The sequence below is a fragment of the Tardiphaga sp. OK246 genome (genome assembly GCF_900188215.1).
GTDB lineage: Bacteria > Pseudomonadota > Alphaproteobacteria > Rhizobiales > Xanthobacteraceae > Tardiphaga > Tardiphaga robiniae.
In genome coordinates this window covers 230,065-253,696 of record NZ_FZOX01000008.1, presented here as the reverse complement: position 1 = coordinate 253,696, position 23,632 = coordinate 230,065, and the positions used below count along the sequence as shown (strand labels likewise).

The 23,632-nt window shown below is 61.8% G+C and carries 20 protein-coding genes; 15 read left to right on the top strand and 5 right to left on the bottom strand.

Annotated features, from left to right (window positions below):
* The first annotated feature begins 40 nt into the window (after positions 1-40).
* The 8 genes from CHC01_RS29005 (at position 41) to CHC01_RS28970 (ending at position 10,124) form a co-directional block, all read left to right on the top strand.
* Positions 41-2,038: an O-linked N-acetylglucosamine transferase, SPINDLY family protein gene (locus tag CHC01_RS29005; RefSeq protein WP_089267786.1), complete on the top strand. Its 1,998-nt coding sequence runs from the start codon at positions 41-43 to the stop codon at positions 2,036-2,038.
* Positions 2,039-2,509: 471 nt separating this feature from the next.
* Complete coding sequence (locus tag CHC01_RS29000; RefSeq protein ID WP_068729538.1) at positions 2,510-2,716, top strand: hypothetical protein; 207 nt, start codon at positions 2,510-2,512, stop codon at positions 2,714-2,716.
* 277 nt (positions 2,717-2,993) lie between these two features.
* A complete protein-coding gene (locus tag CHC01_RS28995; RefSeq protein ID WP_068729536.1) occupies positions 2,994-3,893 on the top strand; it encodes a LysR family transcriptional regulator in 900 nt (299 codons plus the stop codon).
* A gap of 178 nt (positions 3,894-4,071) precedes the next feature.
* Complete coding sequence (locus CHC01_RS28990) at positions 4,072-4,563, top strand: formate dehydrogenase subunit gamma (protein WP_089267785.1); 492 nt, start codon at positions 4,072-4,074, stop codon at positions 4,561-4,563.
* Positions 4,560-6,131: a formate dehydrogenase beta subunit gene (locus tag CHC01_RS28985; protein ID WP_089267784.1), complete on the top strand. Its 1,572-nt coding sequence runs from the start codon at positions 4,560-4,562 to the stop codon at positions 6,129-6,131. Before CHC01_RS28990 ends, CHC01_RS28985 begins: the two co-directional genes overlap by 4 nt.
* Positions 6,132-6,142: 11 nt before the next feature.
* Entirely contained in the window at positions 6,143-9,052 is a 2,910-nt protein-coding gene (gene fdhF / locus CHC01_RS28980) for a formate dehydrogenase subunit alpha (protein ID WP_089267783.1), read from the top strand.
* A gap of 15 nt (positions 9,053-9,067) precedes the next feature.
* On the top strand, positions 9,068-9,925 hold the full coding sequence (fdhD, locus tag CHC01_RS28975) for a formate dehydrogenase accessory sulfurtransferase FdhD (protein ID WP_089267782.1): 858 nt from the start codon (positions 9,068-9,070) through the stop codon (positions 9,923-9,925).
* Positions 9,897-10,124, top strand: a complete 228-nt coding sequence (locus CHC01_RS28970; protein ID WP_068729526.1) for a formate dehydrogenase subunit delta — start codon at positions 9,897-9,899, stop codon at positions 10,122-10,124. The genes fdhD and CHC01_RS28970 overlap by 29 nt, the downstream gene beginning before the upstream one ends.
* A gap of 170 nt (positions 10,125-10,294) precedes the next feature.
* Here CHC01_RS28970 and CHC01_RS28965 read toward each other — a convergent pair whose 3' ends face one another.
* A complete protein-coding gene (locus CHC01_RS28965) occupies positions 10,295-10,567 on the bottom strand; it encodes a BolA family protein (RefSeq protein ID WP_089267781.1) in 273 nt (90 codons plus the stop codon).
* Between the two features lie 137 nt (positions 10,568-10,704).
* On the opposite strand from CHC01_RS28965, the gene CHC01_RS28960 reads away from it, so the two are divergent.
* From CHC01_RS28960 to CHC01_RS28950, 3 genes are all read left to right on the top strand, one after another.
* Complete coding sequence (locus tag CHC01_RS28960; protein ID WP_089267780.1) at positions 10,705-11,361, top strand: J domain-containing protein; 657 nt, start codon at positions 10,705-10,707, stop codon at positions 11,359-11,361.
* A 400-nt stretch (positions 11,362-11,761) separates the two neighbouring features.
* Positions 11,762-13,276: a L,D-transpeptidase family protein gene (locus CHC01_RS28955; RefSeq protein WP_089267779.1), complete on the top strand. Its 1,515-nt coding sequence runs from the start codon at positions 11,762-11,764 to the stop codon at positions 13,274-13,276.
* Between the two features lie 113 nt (positions 13,277-13,389).
* The gene (locus CHC01_RS28950) at positions 13,390-13,767 is read left to right on the top strand and encodes an endonuclease domain-containing protein (RefSeq protein ID WP_089267778.1); all 378 of its coding nucleotides are present in this window, start codon (positions 13,390-13,392) and stop codon (positions 13,765-13,767) included.
* A gap of 191 nt (positions 13,768-13,958) precedes the next feature.
* Here CHC01_RS28950 and secA read toward each other — a convergent pair whose 3' ends face one another.
* Complete coding sequence (gene secA, locus CHC01_RS28945) at positions 13,959-16,805, bottom strand: preprotein translocase subunit SecA (protein ID WP_089267777.1); 2,847 nt, start codon at positions 16,803-16,805, stop codon at positions 13,959-13,961.
* Positions 16,806-17,174: 369 nt separating this feature from the next.
* Here secA and CHC01_RS28940 point away from each other — a divergent pair, with 369 nt between their 5' ends.
* Positions 17,175-18,113, top strand: coding sequence for a peptidylprolyl isomerase (locus CHC01_RS28940; RefSeq protein ID WP_089267776.1), 939 nt, complete (start codon positions 17,175-17,177; stop codon positions 18,111-18,113).
* A gap of 148 nt (positions 18,114-18,261) precedes the next feature.
* On the opposite strand, the gene CHC01_RS28935 is transcribed toward CHC01_RS28940, so the two are convergent.
* Entirely contained in the window at positions 18,262-19,068 is an 807-nt protein-coding gene (locus CHC01_RS28935; protein ID WP_089267775.1) for an SDR family NAD(P)-dependent oxidoreductase, read from the bottom strand.
* A 122-nt stretch (positions 19,069-19,190) separates the two neighbouring features.
* Here CHC01_RS28935 and CHC01_RS28930 point away from each other — a divergent pair, with 122 nt between their 5' ends.
* Positions 19,191-20,138 (top strand): GlxA family transcriptional regulator, encoded by a 948-nt coding sequence (locus tag CHC01_RS28930; protein ID WP_089267774.1) that lies wholly within the window; start codon positions 19,191-19,193, stop codon positions 20,136-20,138.
* Positions 20,139-20,150: 12 nt separating this feature from the next.
* Here CHC01_RS28930 and CHC01_RS28925 read toward each other — a convergent pair whose 3' ends face one another.
* On the bottom strand, positions 20,151-21,113 hold the full coding sequence (locus CHC01_RS28925) for an acetyl-CoA carboxylase carboxyltransferase subunit alpha (RefSeq protein ID WP_089267773.1): 963 nt from the start codon (positions 21,111-21,113) through the stop codon (positions 20,151-20,153).
* A gap of 139 nt (positions 21,114-21,252) precedes the next feature.
* A complete protein-coding gene (locus CHC01_RS28920) occupies positions 21,253-21,903 on the bottom strand; it encodes a DedA family protein (protein WP_089267860.1) in 651 nt (216 codons plus the stop codon).
* A gap of 297 nt (positions 21,904-22,200) precedes the next feature.
* On the opposite strand from CHC01_RS28920, the gene cobS reads away from it, so the two are divergent.
* Both cobS and CHC01_RS28910 read left to right on the top strand, forming a co-directional pair.
* Positions 22,201-23,208, top strand: coding sequence for a cobaltochelatase subunit CobS (gene cobS / locus CHC01_RS28915; RefSeq protein ID WP_068729504.1), 1,008 nt, complete (start codon positions 22,201-22,203; stop codon positions 23,206-23,208).
* Between the two features lie 4 nt (positions 23,209-23,212).
* Positions 23,213-23,623, top strand: a complete 411-nt coding sequence (locus tag CHC01_RS28910; protein WP_089267772.1) for a GNAT family N-acetyltransferase — start codon at positions 23,213-23,215, stop codon at positions 23,621-23,623.
* Positions 23,624-23,632: the final 9 nt, after the last annotated feature.

The following is a 23,632-nucleotide window of genomic DNA, read 5'->3' as shown; positions in this document are numbered from 1 at the left end:
CCCGGCCATGCAAGCCGCAAAGCCCGAAGTCCGCAGGATCATGGCGTCTCCAGCTGAACTGTTTCAAAACGCATTCGCCGCCTTCCAGCAGGGCCGCCTCCAGGAGGCCGAGCGCGGGTTCAGCAAGTTCTTGCGCAAGGATCCAAAGCATTTCCCGGCGCTGAACATTCTGGCCATCGTCCTGGTCGCGCTGAAGCGCCATGCGGAGGCCGAGCCGCATCTGAAGGCGGCTCTACGCATCAATGCGACATCGGATGCCACGTTCTACAATTACGGCCTGGTGCTGAAGGCGCTGAACCGGCCGGATGAGGCGCTGCAGCGTTTTACCGAAGCGCTGGCGCTCAATCCCGGCAATGCCGAAACGCTGAATAACCGTGGCACGGTTCTGAACGATCTGCGCGACTACCCCGCCGCGCTGGCTGACTTCGATCGCGCGTTGGCGCTCGACCCGCGCTATGCCGCAGCCTTCTTCAACAAGAGCAAGTCGCTGGCAGAGTTGAAGCGCTATGACGAGGCGCTTGCAGCCTGCGAGTCGGCGCTCGCCTTGCAGCCCGATCTGGCGGAAGCCTGGTTTGGCCGCGGCTACATCTTTGGCCAGATGCGGATGCCGCCTGAAGCGGTGGAGGCCTATGGCCGCGCACGCCAGCTCAATCCGGACCTGCCACTGCTCAAGGGCAATCTGCTGCATCAGAAGATGCTGGCCTGCGACTGGCAGGGGACCGACGCGCTGATTGCCGAGATCGAGGCCGATCTTGCCGCGGGCAAACTGGCCGCCGAGCCGTTTGGCTGGCAAGGCGTGGCCACTTCGGAACGCAGCCTGCAGCGCTGCGCCGAATTGACCAACGCCTCGCGTTTTCCCACGCAAGCCCCGCTGCTGCGTGCTTCCCCGACCGGGCCGAATGCAAAAATCCGCATCGGCTATCTCTCGGGTGAATTTCGTCAGCAGGCGACGTCGCTGCTGCTGGTCGGTGTGCTGGAGCAGCACGACAAAAGCGCGTTCGAGATTTTCGCCATCGACAACGGGTATGACGACGGCAGCGACATCAGGCGACGCATCGCTGGCGCCGTGGATGGGATCGTCGATATCTCCACACTGAACGATCCGCAGGCGGTGGACGCCATTCGCGCGCAGCGCATCGACATCCTCGTCAATCTCAACGGCTATTTCGGCGAGCAGCGCACCGGCGTGTTCGCGCGCAGGGCCGCGCCGGTGCAGGTCAATTATCTCGGCTTTCCCGGCACGCTCGGCGCAAGTTTTATGGATTACATCCTCGCCGATCAGCACGTCCTGCCGCCCGAGCACCGGCAATTCTATAGCGAGAAGGTGGCCTGGCTGCCGAATTGCTATCAGGCCAATGACGATCGCCGGGAGATATCGGTACGTGCATTCGCGCGCGCGGAGGCCGGTTTGCCTGCGCAGGGCTTCGTGTTCTGTTGCTTCAACAATGCCTACAAGATCACGCCCGATGTCTTCGACAGCTGGATGCGGATCCTCTCAGCCGTTGACGGCAGCGTTCTCTGGCTGTTGGAGGACAGCGCTGCGGCTGTGGCGAATCTGCGCCGCGAAGCGGAATTGCGGGGCATCGACCCCGCGCGTCTGGTGTTTGCCGCGCGCATGCTGCCGGCCGAGCACCTGGCGCGGCATCGTTGTGCGGATCTATTTCTCGATACGTTGCCGTACAATGCGCATACCACAGCGAGCGACGCATTATGGGCTGGATTGCCGTTGCTGACGTGTCGTGGAGAAACCTTTGCAGGGCGCGTTGCCGCGAGTCTTCTGCAGAATCTGGGTGTGCCGGAGTTGATTGCCGCGAAGCGAGATGCCTATGAGCGTATGGCGATCGAGCTGGCGGAAAATCCCGAGCGGTTGTCGTCGATCCGGGAGAAATTATCGGCCAATCGTCTGAACATGCCGGCCTTCGATACCCGGCGTATGGCGCGTGATATCGAAACCGCATTTCGCAAAATGGCCGAACGGGTCCGGGCAGGGCTGGCGCCAGCCCACATTATGTTTCCCGCTAACGATAGCGGCCAATAATATATTTGATTGAGCAAATCAGGTATTGCGCTCAACATTCTGGCTCATGTAATATTTTCGTGCGCAGCCGGCAAATTTTTGACGGCCCTAAGTCTTCGAGGAGACTCGCGCACTCTGCTGTAAATCTCCGAAACCACCGGCAATGCCCTGCCGGTGGTTTTTCGGCTTTTTTGGGGCCAGTTTCGAGTGGCCCGCTGGTATTCCAGGATTATTGCTAACGCGGAAAGGGCGCGGGAACTGTGTCATGCCGGCACGCCCTTGAATCAGTCCAACCCCCTCTGAAAACGGCAGAATTGCTGCTGACCAGATCGGCAGCATGAGATGGAATCTGTCGCAGAGACATCCAAATTATGACCTGTTGCCCATCGTTGCATATCAGGACTGACGAGCTATCTGACCGAAATTGCTAGAGATTTCTTGCTTTTTGAGCAAGTTGTGGCTAAAAGCCGCTCATCGTGGAGAGTATGAATAATGGCGCATAACTACGCAATTAATGAGGACGTTCACCACCAGCTGCAGGGGCCGCAGGGCCGTTCCACCATCAAGGAACGCAGCATCTACACCATCACCTCTCGCCTTCCGATCGAAGCCGATGGTCGCCCGCGTTACCGGATCAAGAGCAAGTCCGAGAACATCGAGCGTGTCGTGACCGAAGAGCAGATCAGCCGCCTGGGTTGATCTCGGATCAGCCTTCTTGCTGATCGTACTTGCCGTTTGCTGTCGTCGCCGGGGCCTTGGACCCCGCGACGAAGCAGACCGCCCCAAAGACCCCAACCAGATTCTATCTTGAAGCGGGAAGCTTGGCCGGGGCTGATCTCTACTCGTCCTGCTGCGATGGTTGCGGCAAAGCGGCTTCGCACCATATGCTTTGCCCCGAGGGCGGGTACCGAAGGCCACACACGTGATCGTCGCGCCGCACCTCGGCAAAAATGATGTGGTCGGAGCGGGGCGTCCCTTGATCGAAAAACTTGAACTGCTGTTGTCGCTGGCGAAGGAACGGCATTTCGGCCGCGCCGCCGAAGCTTGCGGCGTGACGCAGCCCACCATGTCCACCAGCCTCAAGCAGCTCGAGGACATGCTCGGCGTGATGCTGGTGCAGCGCGGCTCGCGCTTCCAGGGGTTTACGCCGGAAGGCGAACGCGCACTCGATTGGGCACGCCGCATCGTCGGCGATGCTCGCGCGATGAAGCAGGAAATCAACGGCCTCAAGGACAGTCTATCCGGCGAGATCCGCATCGCCGCAATTCCTACGGTGCTCGGCATGGTCGCCTCACTGACGACGCCGTTTCGTGCGCGGCATCCCGATGTGCGGTTTCGCATCGTGTCCTGCACCTCCACGGCCGTGCTCGGTCTGCTTGAAAATCTCGAAGTCGATGCGGGCCTGACCTACATCGAGAACGAACCGCTCGGCAAAGTGCGTTCGATCCCGCTTTATAAAGAAAGCTACCGGCTGCTGACCTCGCCGGACAGCATGTTCGGCGATCGCAAGAGTGTCACCTGGTCCGAAGTCGGCCAGGTGCCGCTATGCCTGCTGACCCCCGACATGCAGAACCGGCGCATCATCGATCGTGCCCTGAAGTCGGTCGGCGCCGAGGCGATGCCGATGCTGACGTCGAATTCGATTATCGTGCTCTATACCCATGTGAAGACCGGCCGTTGGGCCAGCGTGATGCCGGCCAAGCTGGCGGAGACGCTGGGTCTGACCGCCAACGACTCGGTCCGTATGATCCCGATCGTCGATCCTGTGGTGAATTACGGCGTCGGCCTCGTGGTGCCCCAGCGCGATCCCATGACCCCGCTGGTGGCGACTCTGGTCCAGATCGCCCGGGAGGTTGCGCCGTCGCTGGAGGCGTAAGACCTTCGTTTCGGGTGCTGCAATTGCTGCGCTGCAACCGAGCTAACCATTTCAAATTCATCGATTTCGCCGGGTGTCGATACCGTTTCCGTATCGCAGCATGAGACAGCTTTATTGATCTTTGGATCGATTCCAATTTTGATTGGTTCTCCAGTCATAAGATCAATTGAGTACCGGGATGAACGCAGCCTACGAGCCGAATGCTTATGAGCCTTGGAGTGCCGACCGAGGCACCGAGATCATCGAGAGCCTGTCCCATGTGGAAGGCGGCGTGATCGTGATTCTGCATGCGATGCAGGAAGCCTTTGGTTATGTGCCAGAGGCGGCAATCCCGATGATCGCGCTAGCGCGTAACCTGTCGCGCGCCGAGGTCCATGGCGTGTTCACCTTCTATCACGACTTCCGGCATGAACCGGCTGGCAAACATGTGCTGAAGATCTGCCGGGCCGAGGCTTGCCAGGCGGCTGGCGGCGATGCACTTGCGGCGCGCGCGGAAGCGAAATTGGGTGTAAAGTTTGGAAACACGACGGCGGATCAGCGTGTTACGTTGGAGCCGATCTATTGCCTCGGGCTCTGCGCCACGGCGCCATCGGCGATGCTCGATGGCCGTCTGGTTGGCCGCCTCGATGAGAAGCGCATCGATGCGCTGGTCGCGGAGGCACAGCGATGACATCGTCTGATAAAACTCTGAAGATCTACATTCCGCGCGATGCGGCCGCCGTTTCCGTCGGCGCCGATGAACTCGTCAGTGCCTTCGAAGCGGAGGCTCAAAAGCGCAAGCTTGCAATCGAGATCATTCGCCCCGGTTCGCGCGGATTGCTGTGGCTGGAGCCGATGATCGAAGTCGCGACGCCGGAAGGCCGTGTCGCCTTCGGGCCGGTCGAAGAGAAAGACGTTGCGTCGGTGCTCGATGCGATGGTCGCAAACGGTTCTCACGCGCTGCGTCTTGGTGTCGCGGAGGAGATTCCGTGGCTCAAGAAGCAGACGCGTCTGACCTTTGTGCGCTGCGGCGTTGTCGATCCCCGGTCGGTCGAGGATTACATCGCGCATGATGGCTACAGGGGCCTCACGCGCGCGCTGACGCTGGATAGCGCCGGCATCATTGCCGACGTCACCACATCCGGCCTGCGTGGCCGCGGTGGCGCTGGCTTCCCGACCGGTATCAAGTGGAAGACCGTTGCCGATACCAAAGCCGATCGTAAATTCATCGTCTGCAATGCGGACGAGGGCGACAGCGGCACCTTCGCCGACCGCATGATCATGGAAGGCGATCCCTTCGTGGTGATCGAAGGCATGACCATTGCCGGCATCGCGGTGGGCGCCACCAAGGGCTACATCTATATCCGTTCGGAATATCCGCATGCCGTCGAGGCGATGAATGAGGCTATCGCTGCCGCCAAGCGCGCCGGTTATCTCGGCGACAAGATTCGCGGCTCGGCGCACGCATTCGATCTCGAAGTCCGCGTCGGCGCCGGCGCCTATGTCTGCGGCGAGGAGACCTCACTGCTGGAGAGTCTCGAAGGCCGTCGCGGCATCGTCCGCGCCAAGCCGCCGCTGCCGGCGCATAAAGGCCTGTTCGGCAAGCCGACGGTCATCAACAACGTCCTCTCGTTTGCGGCGATACCGTTCATCCTCGACAACGGCGCCAAGGCCTATGCGGATTACGGCATGGGCCGCTCGCGCGGTACGATGCCGATCCAGCTCGCGGGTAACATCAAGTTCGGCGGCCTCTTCGAAGTCGCTTTCGGCATCACGCTGGGTGAGCTGATTGATGATATCGGCGGCGGCACCTTCACCGGCAAGCCGGTCCGCGCGGTGCAGGTCGGCGGTCCGCTCGGTGCCTACTTCCCGCGCGAATTGTTCGACACGCCGTTTGACTACGAGGCTTTCGCCAAGCGTGACGGCCTGATCGGCCACGGCGGCATCGTGGTGTTCGACGACACCGTCGATATGTCGAAGCAGGCGCGCTTTGCGATGGAATTCTGCGCCATCGAATCCTGCGGCAAGTGCACGCCGTGCCGCATCGGCTCCACCCGTGGCGTTGAGACCATCGACAAGATTCGCCGCGGCGAACGCGTCGCCGAGAACATCGCCGTGCTGCAGGACCTCAGCAACACCATGAAGTTCGGCTCGCTCTGCGCGCTGGGCGGCTTCACGCCGTATCCGGTGATGAGTGCATTGAAACATTTCCCCGGAGATTTCGGCCCGGCGCCCACGCGCCTTCAGGCCGCAGAGTAAAGGAGCAACACATGTCGCTCGTTCACGAAATCGATTTTGGTACGCCGCGTTCGAAGTCCGAAAAGATGGTCACGCTGACCATTGACGGGCAGAGTGTCTCGGTGCCCGAGGGCACCTCCATCATGCGCGCCGCCATGGAGATGGGCACGCAGATTCCGAAACTCTGCGCCACCGACATGGTGGATGCCTTCGGCTCCTGTCGTCTCTGTCTCGTCGAGATCGAAGGCCGCGCGGGCACGCCGGCCTCCTGCACCACGCCGGCCATGGAAGGCCTCGTGGTTCATACCCAGAATGCGCGGCTCGCGGCGCTGCGCAAGGGCGTGATGGAGCTCTATATCTCCGACCATCCGCTCGACTGTCTCACCTGCGCCGCCAATGGCGATTGCGAATTGCAGGACATGGCCGGCGCCGTCGGCCTGCGCGACGTGCGCTACGGTTATGACGGCGAGAACCATGTGTTCGCCAAGTCTGGCCCGAAGCACAATCACAATTCGCCGGAAGCCTGCGAAAATGATCACTGGATGGCGAAGGACGAGTCGAATCCGTACTTCACCTATGACCCCTCCAAGTGCATCGTCTGCTCGCGCTGCGTCCGCGCCTGCGAAGAAGTACAGGGCACTTTCGCGCTGACGATCTCCGGCCGCGGCTTCGAGAGCCGCGTCTCGCCGGGCATGAGCGAGAGCTTCCTGGGTTCGGAATGCGTGTCCTGCGGCGCCTGCGTGCAGGCCTGCCCGACCGCGACGCTGACCGAGAAGGCCGTGATCGAGATCGGCCAGCCTGAGCACTCCGCTGTGACCACCTGCGCCTATTGCGGCGTCGGCTGTACCTTCAAGGCGGAAATGCGCGGCGAGGAACTGGTGCGCATGGTGCCGTACAAGGACGGCAAGGCCAATCGAGGCCATTCCTGCGTCAAGGGCCGCTTCGCCTGGGGCTATGCAAACCACAAGGAGCGCATCCTCAATCCGATGATCCGCGAGAAGATCAGCGATCCATGGCAGGAAGTGTCATGGGATGAGGCCTTCAATTTCGCGGCCAAGAAGTTCAAGGGCATCCAGGCCAAACACGGCAAAGACTCCATCGGCGGCATCACCTCGTCGCGCTGCACCAATGAAGAAGTCTTCGTGGTGCAGAAGCTGATCCGCGCCGGCTTCGGCAACAACAACGTCGATACCTGCGCGCGCGTCTGCCATTCGCCGACCGGCTACGGCCTGTCCTCGACCTTCGGCACCTCGGCCGGCACGCAGGATTTCGACTCGGTGGAAGACACCGATGTCGTGATGATCATCGGCGCCAACCCGACCGATGGCCATCCGGTGTTTGCATCGCGCCTGAAGAAGCGTTTGCGCGCCGGCGCCAAGCTGATCGTGGTCGATCCGCGCCAAACCGATATCGTGCGCTCGGCCCATATCGAGGCACAGCACCATCTGCCCCTGATGCCCGGCACCAATGTCGCCGTGCTCACTGCGCTGGCCCATGTCATCGTCACCGAAGGCCTCGCCGACGAGACATTCATCCGCGAGCGCTGTGACTGGAGCGAGTTTGAGGACTGGGCGGCCTTCGTCGCACAGCCGAACCACAGCCCCGAAGCCACCGCCATCATGACCGGCGTCGATCCGAAGGAGCTGCGCGCCGCCGCCCGTTTGTTCGCCACCGGTGGCAACGGTGCGATCTATTACGGTCTCGGCGTCACCGAGCACAGTCAGGGTTCGACCACCGTAATCGCGATCGCGAACCTCGCGATGGCGACCGGCAATATCGGCCGTCCCGGCGTCGGCGTGAATCCGCTGCGCGGCCAGAACAACGTGCAGGGCTCTTGCGACATGGGCTCGTTCCCGCACGAGCTGCCGGGCTATCGCCACATCTCGGGCGATGCGGTGCGCGAGCAGTTCGAAGCGATGTGGAACGTCAAGCTCAACAGTGAGCCGGGCCTGCGCATTCCCAACATGTTCGATGCCGCCACCGAAGGCACTTTCATGGGCCTCTACGTGCAGGGCGAAGACATCCTGCAGTCCGACCCCAACACCAAGCATGTGGTCGCGGCGCTGTCGGCGATGGAATGCGTCATCGTCCACGACCTGTTCCTGAACGAGACCGCCAACTACGCCCACGTGTTCTTCCCGGGCTCCACCTTCCTGGAGAAGAACGGCACTTTCACCAATGCCGAACGTCGCATTCAGCGCGTCCGCAAGGTGATGTCGCCGAAAAATGGTCTTGAGGATTGGGAAGTGACCTTGGGATTCGCCAAGGCACTCGGCTATGAGATGTCCTACAATCACCCCTCGGAGATCATGGACGAAATCGCGGCGCTGACGCCGACTTTCGCCGGTGTCTCCTATGCGAAGCTGGAGGAGGTTGGTTCGGTGCAGTGGCCGTGTAACGAGAAGCAGCCTCTGGGCACGCCGATTATGCATATGGACGGCTTCGTGCGCGGCAAGGGCAAGTTTATGCTCACCGAATACATTGCCACCGACGAGCGTACCGGGCCGCGCTTCCCGCTGCTGCTCACCACCGGCCGTATTCTCAGCCAGTACAATGTCGGCGCGCAGACACGGCGCACCGAGAATGTGGTCTGGCATGAAGAGGATCGTCTGGAGCTGCATCCGCATGACGCCGAACTGCGTGGCATCCGCGACGGCGACTGGGTGAAGCTGCAGAGCCGCGCCGGCGAGACGACGTTGCGTGCGCTGCTAACCGAGCGTATGGCGCCGGGCGTGGTCTATACGACCTTCCATCACCCGACCACGCAGGCCAATGTTATCACCACCGAGTTCTCGGACTGGGCGACCAATTGCCCGGAATACAAGGTGACGGCGGTGCAGATCTCGCCGTCGAACGGTCCGTCCGAGTGGCAGAAGGAATATGACGAGCAGGCTCGCCAGTCGCGCCGGATCGCCATGCCTGTCGTGGAAGCAGCGGAGTAGGTCTGGAGACCAGACATGCACGAGCCGGTTCGCTCAGTCCCCCGCAAGATCTGGCGCCAGTCCGGCGTCAGCGAGGGGTTGCGCGCGGTGCCGGAAGAGACCGCGCTGGCGATCACCTATAATGGCGGCACCTATGCCGTCATGATGGGGACGCCGCAGGACTATCGCGACTTCGCCTATGGCTTCAGCCTGAGCGAAGGCGTGGTCACCTCGATCAACGAGATCGAGAGTTTCGAGGCCGTTGAATTCGACGATGGCGTTGAGCTGCGCATGTGGCTCGCAGGCGAGAAGGCCGAGAGCATCAGCGCGCGGCGCCGGCAGATCGCCGGGCCGACGGGCTGCGGTCTGTGCGGCATCGACTCGATCTCGGAAGCCGTTAAGCCGGCGGCCATCGTCGCGCCCGGCGGCGTGTTCTCCTTCGACCAGATCATGGCGGCGATGGAGACGCTGTCGCCGCTGCAGAAGGTCAACATCCAGACCCGCGCCGTGCACGCCGCGGCGTTCTGGACGCCGGCCGACGGCATCGTCGCGTTGCGTGAGGATGTCGGCCGTCACAATGCGCTCGACAAGCTGGCCGGCGCGCTGGCGCAGGCCAAGGTCGATGCAGGGCAGGGCATGGTCCTGCTCACCAGCCGCGTCTCCGTCGAGATGGTGCAAAAGACGGCTGCCATCGGCGCGCCGCTCATGGTGTCGGTCTCGGCCCCCACCGCACTGGCCATCCGTATGGCGGAAGCCGCAGGCATTACGTTGGCCGCGATCGCGCGCAGCGACGGGTTCGAAGTTTTCACACATCAGCATCGCGTGCGTCAGCACGGCGTCACCGCGGATGCATCAGGGCAAGAGCATGGACACCCACACATCGACGTCGCCTGACCGGCTGATCTATATGGCCAACCAGATCGGCGACTTTTTCAACAGCCAGGGCCACGATCACGCCGTGGCCGGCATTGCCGAGCACATCAAGAAGTTCTGGGATCCGCGCATGCGGAAGAAGATCTTCGAACATCTGGATGCGGGCGGCGCCGGGCTGAAGCCGAACGTCCTCGAGGCGATCGCGTCGCTGAAGAAGTAGGACCAGCCCACACTCGTCATTCCGGGGCGGGGGCGCGTCTTCGTGCGCGCGAACCCGGAAGCTGGACATGGCTTGGCGCTGTTGGAGACTCCCATGCTGAGATTCCGGGTTCGCGATCGCCGAGTGGCGCTCGCGCCCCGGAATGACGGTGTAGGGTGCCGCGACGAAACCTAGCCCGCTTCCTTCGGCGTCTGCGGTTTCAGCGCCAGCGCATGTACCGTTCCCGCAAGTTCCGCCGCCAGCAGTTCGTTGATCATGCGATGGCGGTCGATCCGGCTCTTCCCTTCGAAGGCCTCCGACACAATATTGACCCTGAAGTGGGTTTCACCCTCCGGGCGGTGGCCCATGTGACCGGCATGCAGATGCGATTCATCTGAAACGTCGAGGCTGAGGGGCGCGAAAGCCTCTGTCAGCTTCTTTGTGATGTTATCTTTCATGGTCATGATGGCCGGCTTAGCGGTTTGCCCCGCTCATGGTCAATCACGATGTGGCGACCATATTGGTGCGGCGCAGGGCGCCGAATGAGGTAATCGGAATGTCAAGACTTGAAGCTTTTTGCATTGCGTTGTCATAGTCAGCCATGCCCATCGACTCATCCAAATTCTTCGACAGCATCCGTATCAAGCCGAACAAGCTGAGCGCGAAGCAGCAGGCCGCTGCGCGCGAAGAAGCTATTATGTGCGAGTGGCCCGAGTGCAAGAACAAGGGTCCGCATCGCGCGCCCAAGGGCCGTGCGCAGGACAAGGAATACTGGCACTTCTGCCTGAACCATGTCCGCGAATACAATCAGGGCTACAACTTCTTCCAGGGCATGGCCCCAGACGCGGTCGCCAAGTACCAGAAGGATGCGCTGACCGGCCATCGTCCGACCTGGAAGATGGGCGCCAACGGCTCTGCGGACAAAACCAAGGCCGGGCAGCCCGACCTCGACGGCGCGATCGATCCGTTTGCCATGTTCAACGAGATGAACGGCATGGGTATGGGGCGCGGCCGGGCCCGCAAGCCGCAGCAGCCGATCAAGGAAGAAACCCGCAAGATCTTCAATGCCGAGCGCAAGGCGCTGCAAGTCATGGGTCTCGGCCCCAGCGCGACGCTGGACGACGTCAAGGCGCAGTACAAAGCGCTGGTGAAGCAGCACCACCCCGACGCCAATGGCGGCGACCGCTCCACCGAGGACCGGTTGATCGAAATCATCAAGGCTTACAACTACTTGAAGACCGTGGTCCGGGGCTCCTGAGGCGCTCCGAGGTTGTCCACGCCCTTGCCAATGTTCGTCGTGCCCGGCCAGCGCGAAGCGAGCTTCGCTGGATGTGCCGGGGCATCCACGTCTTTGGCGGCGAGTGAACAAAGACGTAGGTGGCCGGGACAAGCCCGGCCATGAGGGTCGAGAGCGCTGCCAAACTATTAAGCATAACCCATCGCCGCCTGCTTAATTCGCCTTCCCGCCAGATACCGCCGCAATTCCGCCCGGCCTGAGATCTTCAATCTCTGTTGACCATCGCCGGAACGGAACCTGTTGCTCACGGCCAGTTGCCTTGCGAGCAAGGGGCCTTAAGGCTAATATTTGCGTACGAATAAGGGCTCATTTGTCTTTATTCCTTGGGGTGTCGACGTCCCGTCGGCTGCGGAGCTTGGCTTTGAAACATCGCTCGCTTGTTCGCGCGCTGCTGACGTCGGTCGTACTTGCGACAGGCGTGGTGCTGGCCGGCTGCAACGGCGAAGACATGTCGCTCGCCAGCAACGCGAAGGCCAACCAGCCCGTTCCGCCCAAGCTCGTCGCCGAGATGACTGAAAAGGACATGGACCTGCAGTCGCCGATGCTGGTTCGTGTGTTCAAGCAGGAAGCCGAACTCGAAGTCTGGAAGCAGAACCGCTCCGGCCAGTTTGCGCTGCTGAAGACCTATCCGATCTGCCGCTGGTCCGGCGACCTCGGTCCGAAGGTCAAAGAAGGCGATCGCCAGGCACCGGAAGGTTTCTATGCGATCACGCCGGCGCAGATGAATCCGCGCTCGTCCTATTATCTCTCGTTCAATACCGGTTTCCCCAACGCCTTCGACAAGTCGCTGGGACGCACCGGTTCGCAACTGATGGTGCATGGCGATTGCTCGTCGCGGGGCTGTTTCGCCATGACCGACGAACAGATCGCCGAGATCTATTCGCTGGGCCGTGAATCCTTCTTCGGCGGACAGCGCTCGTTCCAGTTCGCGGCGTTTCCGTTCAAGATGACGCCGGTCAACATGGCCAAGCATCGCAACAACCCGAACATGCCGTTCTGGAAGATGATCAAGCAGGGCTATGATCATTTCGAAGTGACCCGGCAGGAGCCGAAGGTCGAGTTCTGCGAGAACAAGTATGTGTTCGATCCGGCCGCGCCTGCGGGATCGACCAAGCCGCTGGTGTTCAATGCCTCGGCCAAGTGCCCGGTCTACCAGATCCCGTCCGAGATCGCCGATGCCGTCAGCGCCAAGCAGGCGCAGGATGATGCGAAGATTGCCGAACTGGTTGCCAAGGGCACGCCGGTCGCACAGCGCCGTCCCGATATCGACGGCGGCATGAACCGCGTCTTCGCCTCCAAGTTGCCCGATGGCGCCACCGGCCTGTCGGATCCGGAGCCGCCGGGTGTGCAGACCGCCGCCTATTCGCGCGCACCGGGCACCATCCCGCCGCACGTCAATCCGCCGAAGGCGACCGCTGCGGCGACAACCTCCTATTCGGCGTCGCTGTTCGCAGCATCGGAAGAACCCGTCGTCGCCGTGCCCTCCACACGTGTTGCGTCGGCCTCGTCGGATGGTGGCTTCTTCAGCAATCTCGCCAAGAAGGTCGGCATCGGCGGCTCGGAAACGACCGCGACCGCAACTACGGCGCCAGCCGCTCCGGTGCCGACACCGGCCGCCAAGCCGAAGGCCGTCGCCAGCAAGTCTGGTCCATCGCCTGCTCCGGCTGCGACTACTCCCGCTGCGCCTACCTCCGTAGCCGCGAAGCCGGCACCCGCACCGCTCGTCGCCACCCCACGCCCGCCGCTCAAGCCGACGCTGTCGGCCGAACCATCCACGCCAGCCTCCGGCGGCGGCGCCGGCACAGCCGCGCTGTCAGGCGCTGCACCCGTCGTGTCCGCGAATTCGTTCACGGATCGCTTCTCGGCGATGCGCTGAGGCGCGCTCGATTTTCCATCCACTCGATTCGCGCGAAGCTGACGATTTTGTTGTCAGCTTTTTCTGTGCTGAAATCCTGACAGGCGACGTCAGATCCAGTCGAGACGATTGCGATGGAAGATCGTCAAAGATACTTCGCGCGCAAATTACGGGCTGAGCCCACCAATGCCGAGCGTGTTCTATGGCCGCGGCTTCGCCATGACATCGCGTTCGCAGGTTCGCATTTCAGGCGTCAGGCGCCGATTGGCCCATTCATCGTCGATTTCGCGAGCCGAAAGGCGAGGCTCGTGATCGAGCTGGATGGTGGCCAGCACGACTGGCAGCGGGAGGCTGATGCCAAGCGCACGGCGTATATCGAAGCCCGCGGCTATCGCGTATTGCGCTTCTGGAATCACGATGTGTTGGAGAATATCGACGGAGTGCTTCAGGTCATTCAGAGCGTGGTGACCCCCATCCCCGACCCTTCCCCGCAAGGGGGAAGGGAGCACTAATAGCGTCGCCAACTTACTGCGAATTTGAGCAGTGCAGAGCGCGGGACATCTCAAAGACTGTGGTGGTCGCTTTCGCCTGAGCCGAACGCTGTGACTCCCTTCCCCCTTGCGGGGAAGGGTTGGGGATGGGGGTACCGCAGGCGATGAACTATCCGTTCAAACCAACAGCAGCCCCGCTCGCCCAACTCGGCTTACGCATACCGCCCGTGGCAGTGCTTGAACTTCTTGCCGGAGCCGCACGGGCAGTCCTCGTTGCGGCCGACCTTGCCCCAGGTATCCTGGTTGTTCGGATCGCGGGCGACGGCGGGCTGCTGCTGTCCCATTGGCGCGAGCGCCGCATTGGCGAAAGCCATTTCGTCTTCGCCGGTGTTGTAGTCGAGCTTGTGCGCTTCCATGACAGGCAGTTCTGGCTGCACGTCCGGCGGCACGATTTCGACGCGCATCAATTGCGCGGTGACGGCTTCGCGCAGATTGGAAATCATGGCCTCGAACAGGTTGAAGGCTTCCGCCTTGTATTCCTGCAACGGATCGCGCTGGCCGTAGCCGCGTAGGCCGATGACCTGACGCAGGTGGTCCAGCATCACCAGATGCTCGCGCCACAGATGATCCAGCGTCTGCAACAGGATCGTCTTCTCGACGTAACGCATCACGTCGGGGCCCCACTGGGCGACCTTCGCGGCCATGTGCTCGTCGGCCTTCTGCTCGATACGGTTGAGCAGCTCCTCGTCAGCGATGCCTTCTTCCTTGGCCCATTCGTCGACCGGAAGATCGAGATCGAGCACGCGCTTGAGCTCTTCCTTCAGGCCGACCACGTCCCACTGCTCGGCATACTGGTTTTCCGGCACGTGTTTGGTGACGAGGTCCTCAACGAAGGCGCGGCGCATATCGTTGACGGTCTCGGCGACGCTGTCGTTCTGCATCAGATCGACGCGCTGCTCGAAGATCACCTTGCGCTGGTCGTTCTGCACGTCGTCATATTTGAGCAGGTTCTTGCGGATGTCGAAGTTGCGCGCTTCGACCTTCTGCTGGGCCTTCTCGAGCGCCTTGTTGATCCACGGATGGATGATCGCTTCGCCTTCCTTCAGGCCGAGGCGCGTCAGCATCGTATCGAGACGATCCGAGCCGAAGATGCGCATCAGGTCGTCTTCCAGCGACAGGAAGAACTTGGATCGACCGGGGTCGCCCTGACGGCCGGAGCGGCCGCGGAGCTGGTTGTCGATGCGGCGCGACTCGTGGCGCTCGGAGCCCATGATGTAGAGGCCGCCGGGCTTCTCGACGGTCTTGGCCGGCTTGCTGCCCTTGGCGGGTTCGATCTCGACCACTTCCTTGGCGTTCAGCACGATCTCGCGGAAACGCTCGATCTCGGCCTTGATCTCGGCGATCTTGGCGGCCTTCTCGGCCTCGTCGGCGATCTCGGCCGTTTCGATCTGCGCGCGCATCTCGACCGAGCCGCCGAGTTTGATGTCGGTACCGCGGCCGGCCATGTTGGTGGCGATGGTGATGGCGCCGGGAACGCCGGCTTCGGCGACGATATAGGCTTCCTGCTCGTGGAAGCGCGCATTCAGCACCGCGAACAGTTTCGCCGGCTTGCCGGAACGCGCGGCCGCATAGAGCTTGTCCATCGCCTTCGGCTTGGTGAAGTCGATCAGCTTGTAGCCGTTCTTGAGCAGATACTCGCCAAGCACTTCCGATTTTTCGATCGACGCGGTGCCGACCAGCACCGGCTGCATCCGCGCATTGGCGCGCTCGATTTCGGCGAGGATGGCGGCGTGCTTCTCGTCTTGGGTGCGATAGACCTCGTCGTCCTCGTCCATGCGGCCGATGCCGACATTGGTGGGCACTTCGACGACTTCGAGCTTGTAGATGTCGAACAGCTCATCCGCTTCGGTCAGAGCCGTACCGGTCATGCCGGCCAGTTTCTTGTACATGCGGAAGTAGTTCTGGAACGTGATCGAGGCCAGCGTCTGGTTTTCCGGCTGGACCGTCACATGTTCCTTGGCTTCCAGCGCCTGGTGCAGGCCTTCCGAATAACGGCGACCTTGCATCATGCGGCCGGTGAACTCGTCGATGATGATCACTTCGTCGTCGCGGACGATGTAGTCCTTGTCGCGGTTGAACAGCGAGTGGGCGCGCAGCGCCTGATTGATGTGATGCACGACGGAGACGTTCTCGACGTCATACAGCGTCTCGCCCTTGAGCTGGCCGGCATCGCGCAGCAGGGTTTCGATCTTCTCCATGCCTGCTTCGGTCAGCGTCACGGTGCGCTGCTTCTCGTCGACTTCGAAGTCGATGACCTTTTCGAGCTTGGGCAGGAAGGTGTCGATAGTGTTGTAGAATTCCGAGCGGTCGTCGAGCGGGCCGGAGATGATCAGCGGCGTCCGCGCTTCGTCGATCAGGATCGAGTCGACTTCGTCGACGATGGCATAGAAGTGCTTGCGCTGGACCATGTCCTCCAGCCGGTACTTCATGTTGTCGCGCAGATAGTCGAAGCCGTATTCGTTGTTGGTGCCGTAGGTGATGTCGCAGGCATAGGCCGCCTGGCGCTCGGCATCGTCGAGGCCGTGAACGATCACGCCGGTGGTGAGGCCCAGGAAGCTGTAGATCTGGCCCATCCAGCCGCTGTCGCGCTTGGCCAGATAGTCGTTGACGGTCACGACATGCACGCCCTGGCCGGCGAGCGCGTTCAGATAGACGGCGAGGGTGGCGACCAGCGTCTTGCCTTCGCCGGTCTTCATCTCGGCGATGTCGCCCTCATGCAGCACCATACCGCCGATCAGCTGCACGTCGAAGTGACGCTGGCCGAGGGTGCGCTTGGCGGCTTCGCGGACGGTGGCGAAAGCGGGAACGAGGAGATCGTCGAGAGTCTTGCCGGCTTCGAGTTGCGCCTTGAACTCGGCGGTGCGCGCTTTGAGCGCATCGTCCGACAGCGCTGCGACCTCAGGTTCCAGCGCGTTGATCGCGGCAACACGCGATTGATATCCCTTGACGCGGCGGTCGTTGGCAGAGCCGAAGAACTTGCGGGCGAGCGCGCCGATCATCACGAAATCCTGTCTTTAGCAATGCGGCCCGAGGGCCGTGGAATGGTGCAGCGGTCGCCCAGCCTCGTCATATCCAAAGTCTGTGGCGGATTGCTGTCTGGACCCCGGTGCGGGAGTGCCAAAAAAGCAAGACCCCGGGAGATGAGTGGGAGCAGGGCAATCAGGGGTTCAATGACCACGGCGCAGCCGAAATCGCGCCTTCGCCACCGGCCCGGTCGGGGAGAGATATGGCCCGTATGGGGGGTTGTCAACGGCGCGAACCTCTCAAGGATTTCATCATTTTGACAGAGTTTTCGCGTTGCCAAGACGGTACGTTTGGGAGAGTGTCCGCCGTCCCCAACAGGCTCTTATCCGAGATAAGGATTTTCCATGACCTTCGTATCGCTCGCCCTGACGCCGGGCCTGCGCCCGGGCCGCACCCTGGCTGCCCTGACCGGCGCCGTTGCGGTGGCCTTTCTCACCAGTTTCCCGGTTTACGCGCAGGACGCCAATCCGGTCCTCGCCAAGGTCAATGGCCAGGAAATCCGCCAGAGCGACGTCACCATTGCCGAGGAGGAGCTCGGTCCGAGCCTCGCCCAGATGGATCCCGCGACCCGGAAGGACAATGTGCTGTCGTTCCTGATCGATATGAAGATCGTCGCCAAGGCCGCCGAGGACAAGAAGATCGCCGATCGTGAGGATTTCAAGTCCAAGCTGGCCTTCGCCCGTAACCGCCTGCTCATGGACAACCTGTTGGCCGTCGAAGGCAAGGAAGCCCTGACCGACGACAACATGAAGAAGGTCTATGAGGACGCGGCCAAGCAGATCACCGGCGAAGCCGAAGTCCATGCCCGCCACATCCTGGTAGAGAGCGAGGCCGAGGCCAAGACGGTCGCCGACGAGCTGAAGAAGGGCGCCGATTTCGCCGAACTCGCCAAGAAGAAGTCGAAGGATCCGGGCGCGGCCGATGGCGGCGATCTGGGTTTCTTCACCAAGGACCAGATGGTGCCGGAATTCTCCGCCGTCGCCTTCGCGCTGGAGCCGGGCAAGATCTCGGACCCCGTGAAGTCGCAGTTCGGCTGGCACATCATCAAGGTCGAGGAAAAGCGCAACCGCAAGGCGCCGGAATTCGACCAGGTGAAGCCGCAGATCGAACAGTATGTCGTGCGCAAGGCGCAGGCCGACTACGTCACCAAGCTGCGTGAAGGTGCGAAGGTTGAGCGTATCGATCAGGCCGCCGCAACGCCTGCTCCGGCGGCACCCGCCGCGCCTGCTGCCAAGGACGCGCCGAAGCCGGCCGACAGCAAGATGGCTCCGGCGAAGAAGTAATTCTGGACCCGAAAAGCCCGCCCTCTGTCGAGAGGGCGGGCTTTTCGCTGCCTGTAACACATACGCTGTCATGGCGGGGACAAGCCCGGGCATGACGGAGTTTTAGTTGCCGGGCTTGGCAGATAATCTCCGGCCGAGCCGACAACGTCTATGCCGGCACGGTCACCCGATAGCGCGGCGCTGGCGTCGCATGACCGAATTTGGTCGAGAGGGCGCGGCGATCTGCTTCGAAGCGGGTCCAGTTCGCGCCGTCCTGCAGGCCCGGAATGGTGACGCGTTCACCCTGGTCGAGGCCCGCCAATGCAGCATCGACCATGTTGTCCGCGCGCATCACGATGGCCTGATCCATATTCTGGTGTGGGAAGCCCGCGATGTCCCAGAACTCCGTGGCCGTTGCACCCGGCAACACTGCCTGCACGCGGATGCCCTTGTCGGCCAGTTCATGCACCAGCGAATGGCTGAAACTGAGCACATAGGCCTTGCTCGCTCCGTAGACGCCATTGAGCATCTCCGCGGCGATGCCGACGATCGATGAGATGTTGATGATCGTGCCTTTGTTGCGCGCGACGAAGCCGGGCACGGCGGCATAGGTCAGCCGTGTCAGTGCGGTGACGTTCAGCGTGATCATGTCTTCCATTTTGTCGACATCGGCATTGAGCAACGATGCCACCGCGCCGACTCCGGCATTGTTGACCAGCATCGTAATGCTCGCGTCGTCGCGCAGCGCGGCTTCGACCTTGGCGAGATCGGCCTTGTCGCCGAGATCGGCGGCCAGCGTGCGGACCGATCGTCCGGTCTCGCTGGTCAGTCGCTCGGCGAGGGCCGCCAGACGGTCCTGGTTCCTCGCCACCAGAATGAGGTCGTAGCCGCGCTTGGCCAGCCGGTCCGCATAGACGGCGCCAATGCCCGTCGAAGCGCCCGTAATCAGTGCCGTGCCCTGATGTGAATTCGTCATTGTCGTTCTCCTGAATGCTCTCGGCCGCAGCGGCCGTGTCAGGAAAGCTAGTCTTGCGCGAGCGTGTCTTAAATGTCATATAAGCGGCGTTTTAGGACGTTTTGTCTTGAGAGAGCTGACACATGCAGCGCATCGGCCTTGTTGTTTCCCCGGGATGCTCGCCCATCAGCCTTGCGGCGATGTCGGTCTTTGAACTAGCCAATATGCTGACCGATCCGCCCACCTACGATCTGCATGTGTTGTCGGAGCGGGGCGGTCAGGTCGGCACCTCGCTGGGCATGAGTTTGACCACCGAACCGTTCAATGCGGCTGATGCCTATGACACGCTGATCATTGCCGGCGGTCTGACGGTCGAATCCGCGACGCCCGGCCTGATCGATTTCGTGCGACAGGCGCCCAAACATGCGCGGCGTGTTGCGTCTATCTGTATCGGCGCCTTCGTGCTCGCCGAAGCCGGCATTCTCGATCAACGGCGCGCGACCACGCACTGGTTCTATGCGCGCGACATGCAGAAGCAATTTCCGAAAGTGAGGGTCGATGAAGACCGCATCTTCGTGAATGACGGTCCGGTCTGGACCTCGGCGGGCATGACCGCGGGCATCGATCTCGCACTGGCGATGGTCGAGGCTGATCTCGGCGAGGACGTTGCACGCAACATCGCGAAAAAGATGGTCGTGTATCACCGCCGTGCCGGCGGTCAGTCGCAGTTTTCCGCGCTGCTGGAATTGGCGCCGAAGTCGGACCGTATCCAGAAGGCGCTCGCTTTTGCGCGAGACAATCTGCAAAAGCCACTGACGGTGAATGATCTCGCCGATGCTGCGAGCCTGAGCCCGCGGCAGTTCAGCCGCGCCTTTCACGCCGAGACAGGCCAATCGCCCGCCAAGGCCGTCGAGCATCTGCGGCTAGAGGCCGCGCGGTTGATGATGGAGCAGAGCCGGCATCCCATCGACACCGTCGCGCAGCAGACGGGGTTTGCCGATCGTGACCGCATGCGCCGCGCATTTCTGCGCGCCTATGGCCAGCCGCCGCAGGTGATCCGCCGAAATGCGCGGTCTCAGATGGACGCGTGAGAGAACGTCAGCTCAGCCGATCTTGCGGCCGATATCCAGAAACTTCTGCCGGCGCTGCTGACGAATAGTCGCCGCGTCCATGCCGCGCATGTCGTTGAAAGCCTGGGCCATGGCGTCGCCGGTGATAGCAATCATGGCGGCGGGGTCGCGGTGTGCGCCGCCCGGCGGCTCTTTCAGGATGGAATCGATCACGCCGAAACGCAGCAAATCCTGCGCGGTGATCTTCATATTGGTCGCGGCTTCCTGCGCCTTGGATGAGTCGCGCCACAGGATCGACGATGCCGCTTCCGGCGAGATCACGCTGTAGATGGCGTGTTCCAGCATCAGCACCTTGTTGGCGGTGGCAATGGCGATGGCGCCGCCCGAGCCGCCTTCGCCGATGATCACGGCGACATTGGCAACGCCGAGGCCGAGGCAGGCATCGGTCGAGCGTGCGATGGCTTCAGCCTGGCCGCGCTCTTCCGCACCGATGCCGGGATAGGCGCCGGCGGTGTCGACCAGCGACAGCACGGGAATGTTGAAACGGTCGGCCATCTCCATCAGGCGAACCGCCTTGCGGTAGCCTTCGGGGCGGGCCATGCCGAAATTATGCTTGAGGCGGCTCTCGGTGGTGTTGCCCTTTTCCTGGCCGAGTACGCAGACGCTCTCGCCGCGGAAACGGCCGAAGCCGGCCACCAGCGCTTCATCTTCGCCGAACTTGCGGTCGCCGGCGAGCGGCGTGAATTCGGTGATCAACGCTTCCACGTAATTCATGCAATGCGGGCGCTGCGGATGCCGCGCGACCTGGGTCTTCTGCCACGGCGTCAGGTTCGCATAGAGCTCGTGCAGAGCGGCGACGGCCTTGTCCTCGATGCGCACGATCTCTTCGCCGATGTCGCTGCCGCTGGCGGCCAGCGTGCGCAATTCATCGATCTTGGAATCCAGTTCGGCGACGGGCTTTTCAAAGTCGAGATAGCTGCGCATGGGTTCGGACATTCACTGGATATGGGAAGGACGGACGGCGGGCGAAACTGCCGGTGCAGGCTTTTCAAGTCAATCGGGGCTGCAAGTCAAGCCGCGAAGGTGTCATTTACTTTGAAAAATCAAAGAGATATTTCAACGTTCAAGCGCCTTTTTATGACGTTTCCATTGCTGTGTTGCGCTTGCGGCGATGCCACCACCAGATGGTGGCACCGGCCAGCACGGCCGCCACGATCACGGCCTGAATCCAGTAGTGTTTGGCTTGGCCTTCGAGGCCGGCAATGCCGCCATAGCGGTCCAGCACCGACACTGCGAGCACGCCGGGTAACACGTGCGCCGGCGCCCAGAGCAATGCTGCGGGGATGTTTACGGCATAGAATTTCGCCGGTGCGGTCCCCAATGCTCCGGCCGTGACCGGCACGAAAGCGCGGATGGGCGGAACGAAGCGGCCGAGGAACACGGCCAGCGTGCCGAAGCGATGGAAGAAGGCCTCGCTCTGCGCCACCACGCCCGGATAATTCGAAAGCGGCCACGCGTCGAGCAGTTGTCGTTGCCGGACATGCCCGATCCAGAATGCGCTCCCGTCGCCGAGCACGGCGCCCGCCACGGCGGCCGCCAGCACCGCCACGAGATCGAGGTCGCCTGCCGGAATCAGGGCGCTCAGCGCCAGAATGACCGTGGTGCCTGGGATGAATGTTCCGAGCACCGGCACGGCTTCCAGCAGGGCAGCGAGGAAAATAGTGAGGTAGCCCAGCCAGGCATGCGCGGCGACAAAATGGGTCAGGGAATCGATGAAGGACGTCACGAAATTCCGATCCAGCGCGGGGTGCCTCAGCCAACTGACAGCATATATGATTGAAATGGCCGGCCGCGCCGTTCGATCCCCAAATACCGCTGCAAATTGATCGGCCCGGAGCATCGGCTGATTCGCAGGGCAGACTTCCAAAAATTGCCGTTAGAACCTATCTCGATGATAACATTCGGGAACTTTGATGAAGAGCTGGGCTTTGTCCAGCCGCGGCTCTCTGATACGTTCCACAAAGCACCCCATCCGCAGCCATTACTAGACTGGTTTCGGGATATCCGGGACCACGGAGGATTGATGACCGCCGCCTCGACCAAACTGCAAGAAAAGACCGACGCGTTGATTGGCATTCCCGACAAGATGGTGTCGGTGCGCAAGTTGTTCGGCATCGATTCCGACCTCGAAGTGCCTGCCTTCTCCGAATCCGATCCGCATGTGCCGGACACCGATCCCGATTACCGGTTCGATCGCGCCACCACGCTTGCCATTCTCGCCGGCTTCTCGCGCAATCGCCGCGTGATGGTCACGGGCTTCCACGGCACCGGCAAATCGACCCATATCGAGCAGGTCGCTGCCCGCCTCAACTGGCCCTGTGTGCGCGTCAATCTCGACAGCCACATCAGCCGTATCGACCTCGTCGGCAAGGACTCCATCGTGGTCCGCGACGGCAAGCAGGTCACCGAATTCCGTGACGGCATTCTGCCCTGGGCGTTGCAGCACAATGTGGCGCTGGTGTTCGACGAATACGACGCCGGCCGTCCGGACGTGATGTTCGTGATCCAGCGCGTGCTGGAAGTCTCCGGCCGCCTGACGCTGCTCGATCAGAACAAGGTCATCAAGCCGCATCCGGCGTTCCGTCTGTTTGCGACCGCGAACACCATCGGTCTCGGTGATACGTCGGGCCTCTATCACGGCACGCAGCAGATCAACCAGGGCCAGATGGACCGCTGGTCGATCGTCACCACGCTGAATTATCTGGCGCATGACGAGGAAGTCGAGATTGTACTGGCGAAGGCCAAACACTATCAGAATCCCGAGGGCCGCGACATCGTCAACAAGATGGTGCGCCTCGCGGATCTCACGCGTAACGCCTTCGCCAATGGCGACCTGTCGACGGTGATGAGCCCGCGTACGGTGATCACCTGGGCCGAGAATGCCGACATCTTCAACGATATCGGCTTCGCGTTCCGCGTGACCTTCCTGAACAAGTGTGACGAACTCGAGCGTCCGCTGGTCGCCGAATTCTATCAGCGTTGCTTCAATGCAGAGCTGGCGGAAAGCTCGGTGAATGTGGCGCTGAGCTGATGTGATGGCGAAGGTCACCGTGGAGCGCACGATTGGAGCAACCAAGCGCGCGGTTCAAGGTGGCCTGTTTCGCTACAATGTCGAGAAGATGGGGAAGCAGAAGCACAAGAGCTTCGCCATCTCTTTGCGCGACAAGAAAGAGGTCGTCGGCGGCATTGTTGGCGAAGTCTGGATGACCGTGCTGTTCATTCAGCTCTTCTGGATCGATCAACAGTTTCGCGGCAAGGGTCATGGCAAGGCGCTGATCGAATCGATCGAGGATCAAGCGCGAAACTTCGGCGCGGTGCGTGCCTATGTTGATACGATGAGTTTTCAGGCGCCAGACTTCTACCGCGCCTGTGACTATGAAGCTTTAGGCACCATCGATGGTTATCCAGGCGGCGTGACGCGCCACTGGTTTACCAAGGCGCTGTAGGGACTGGCG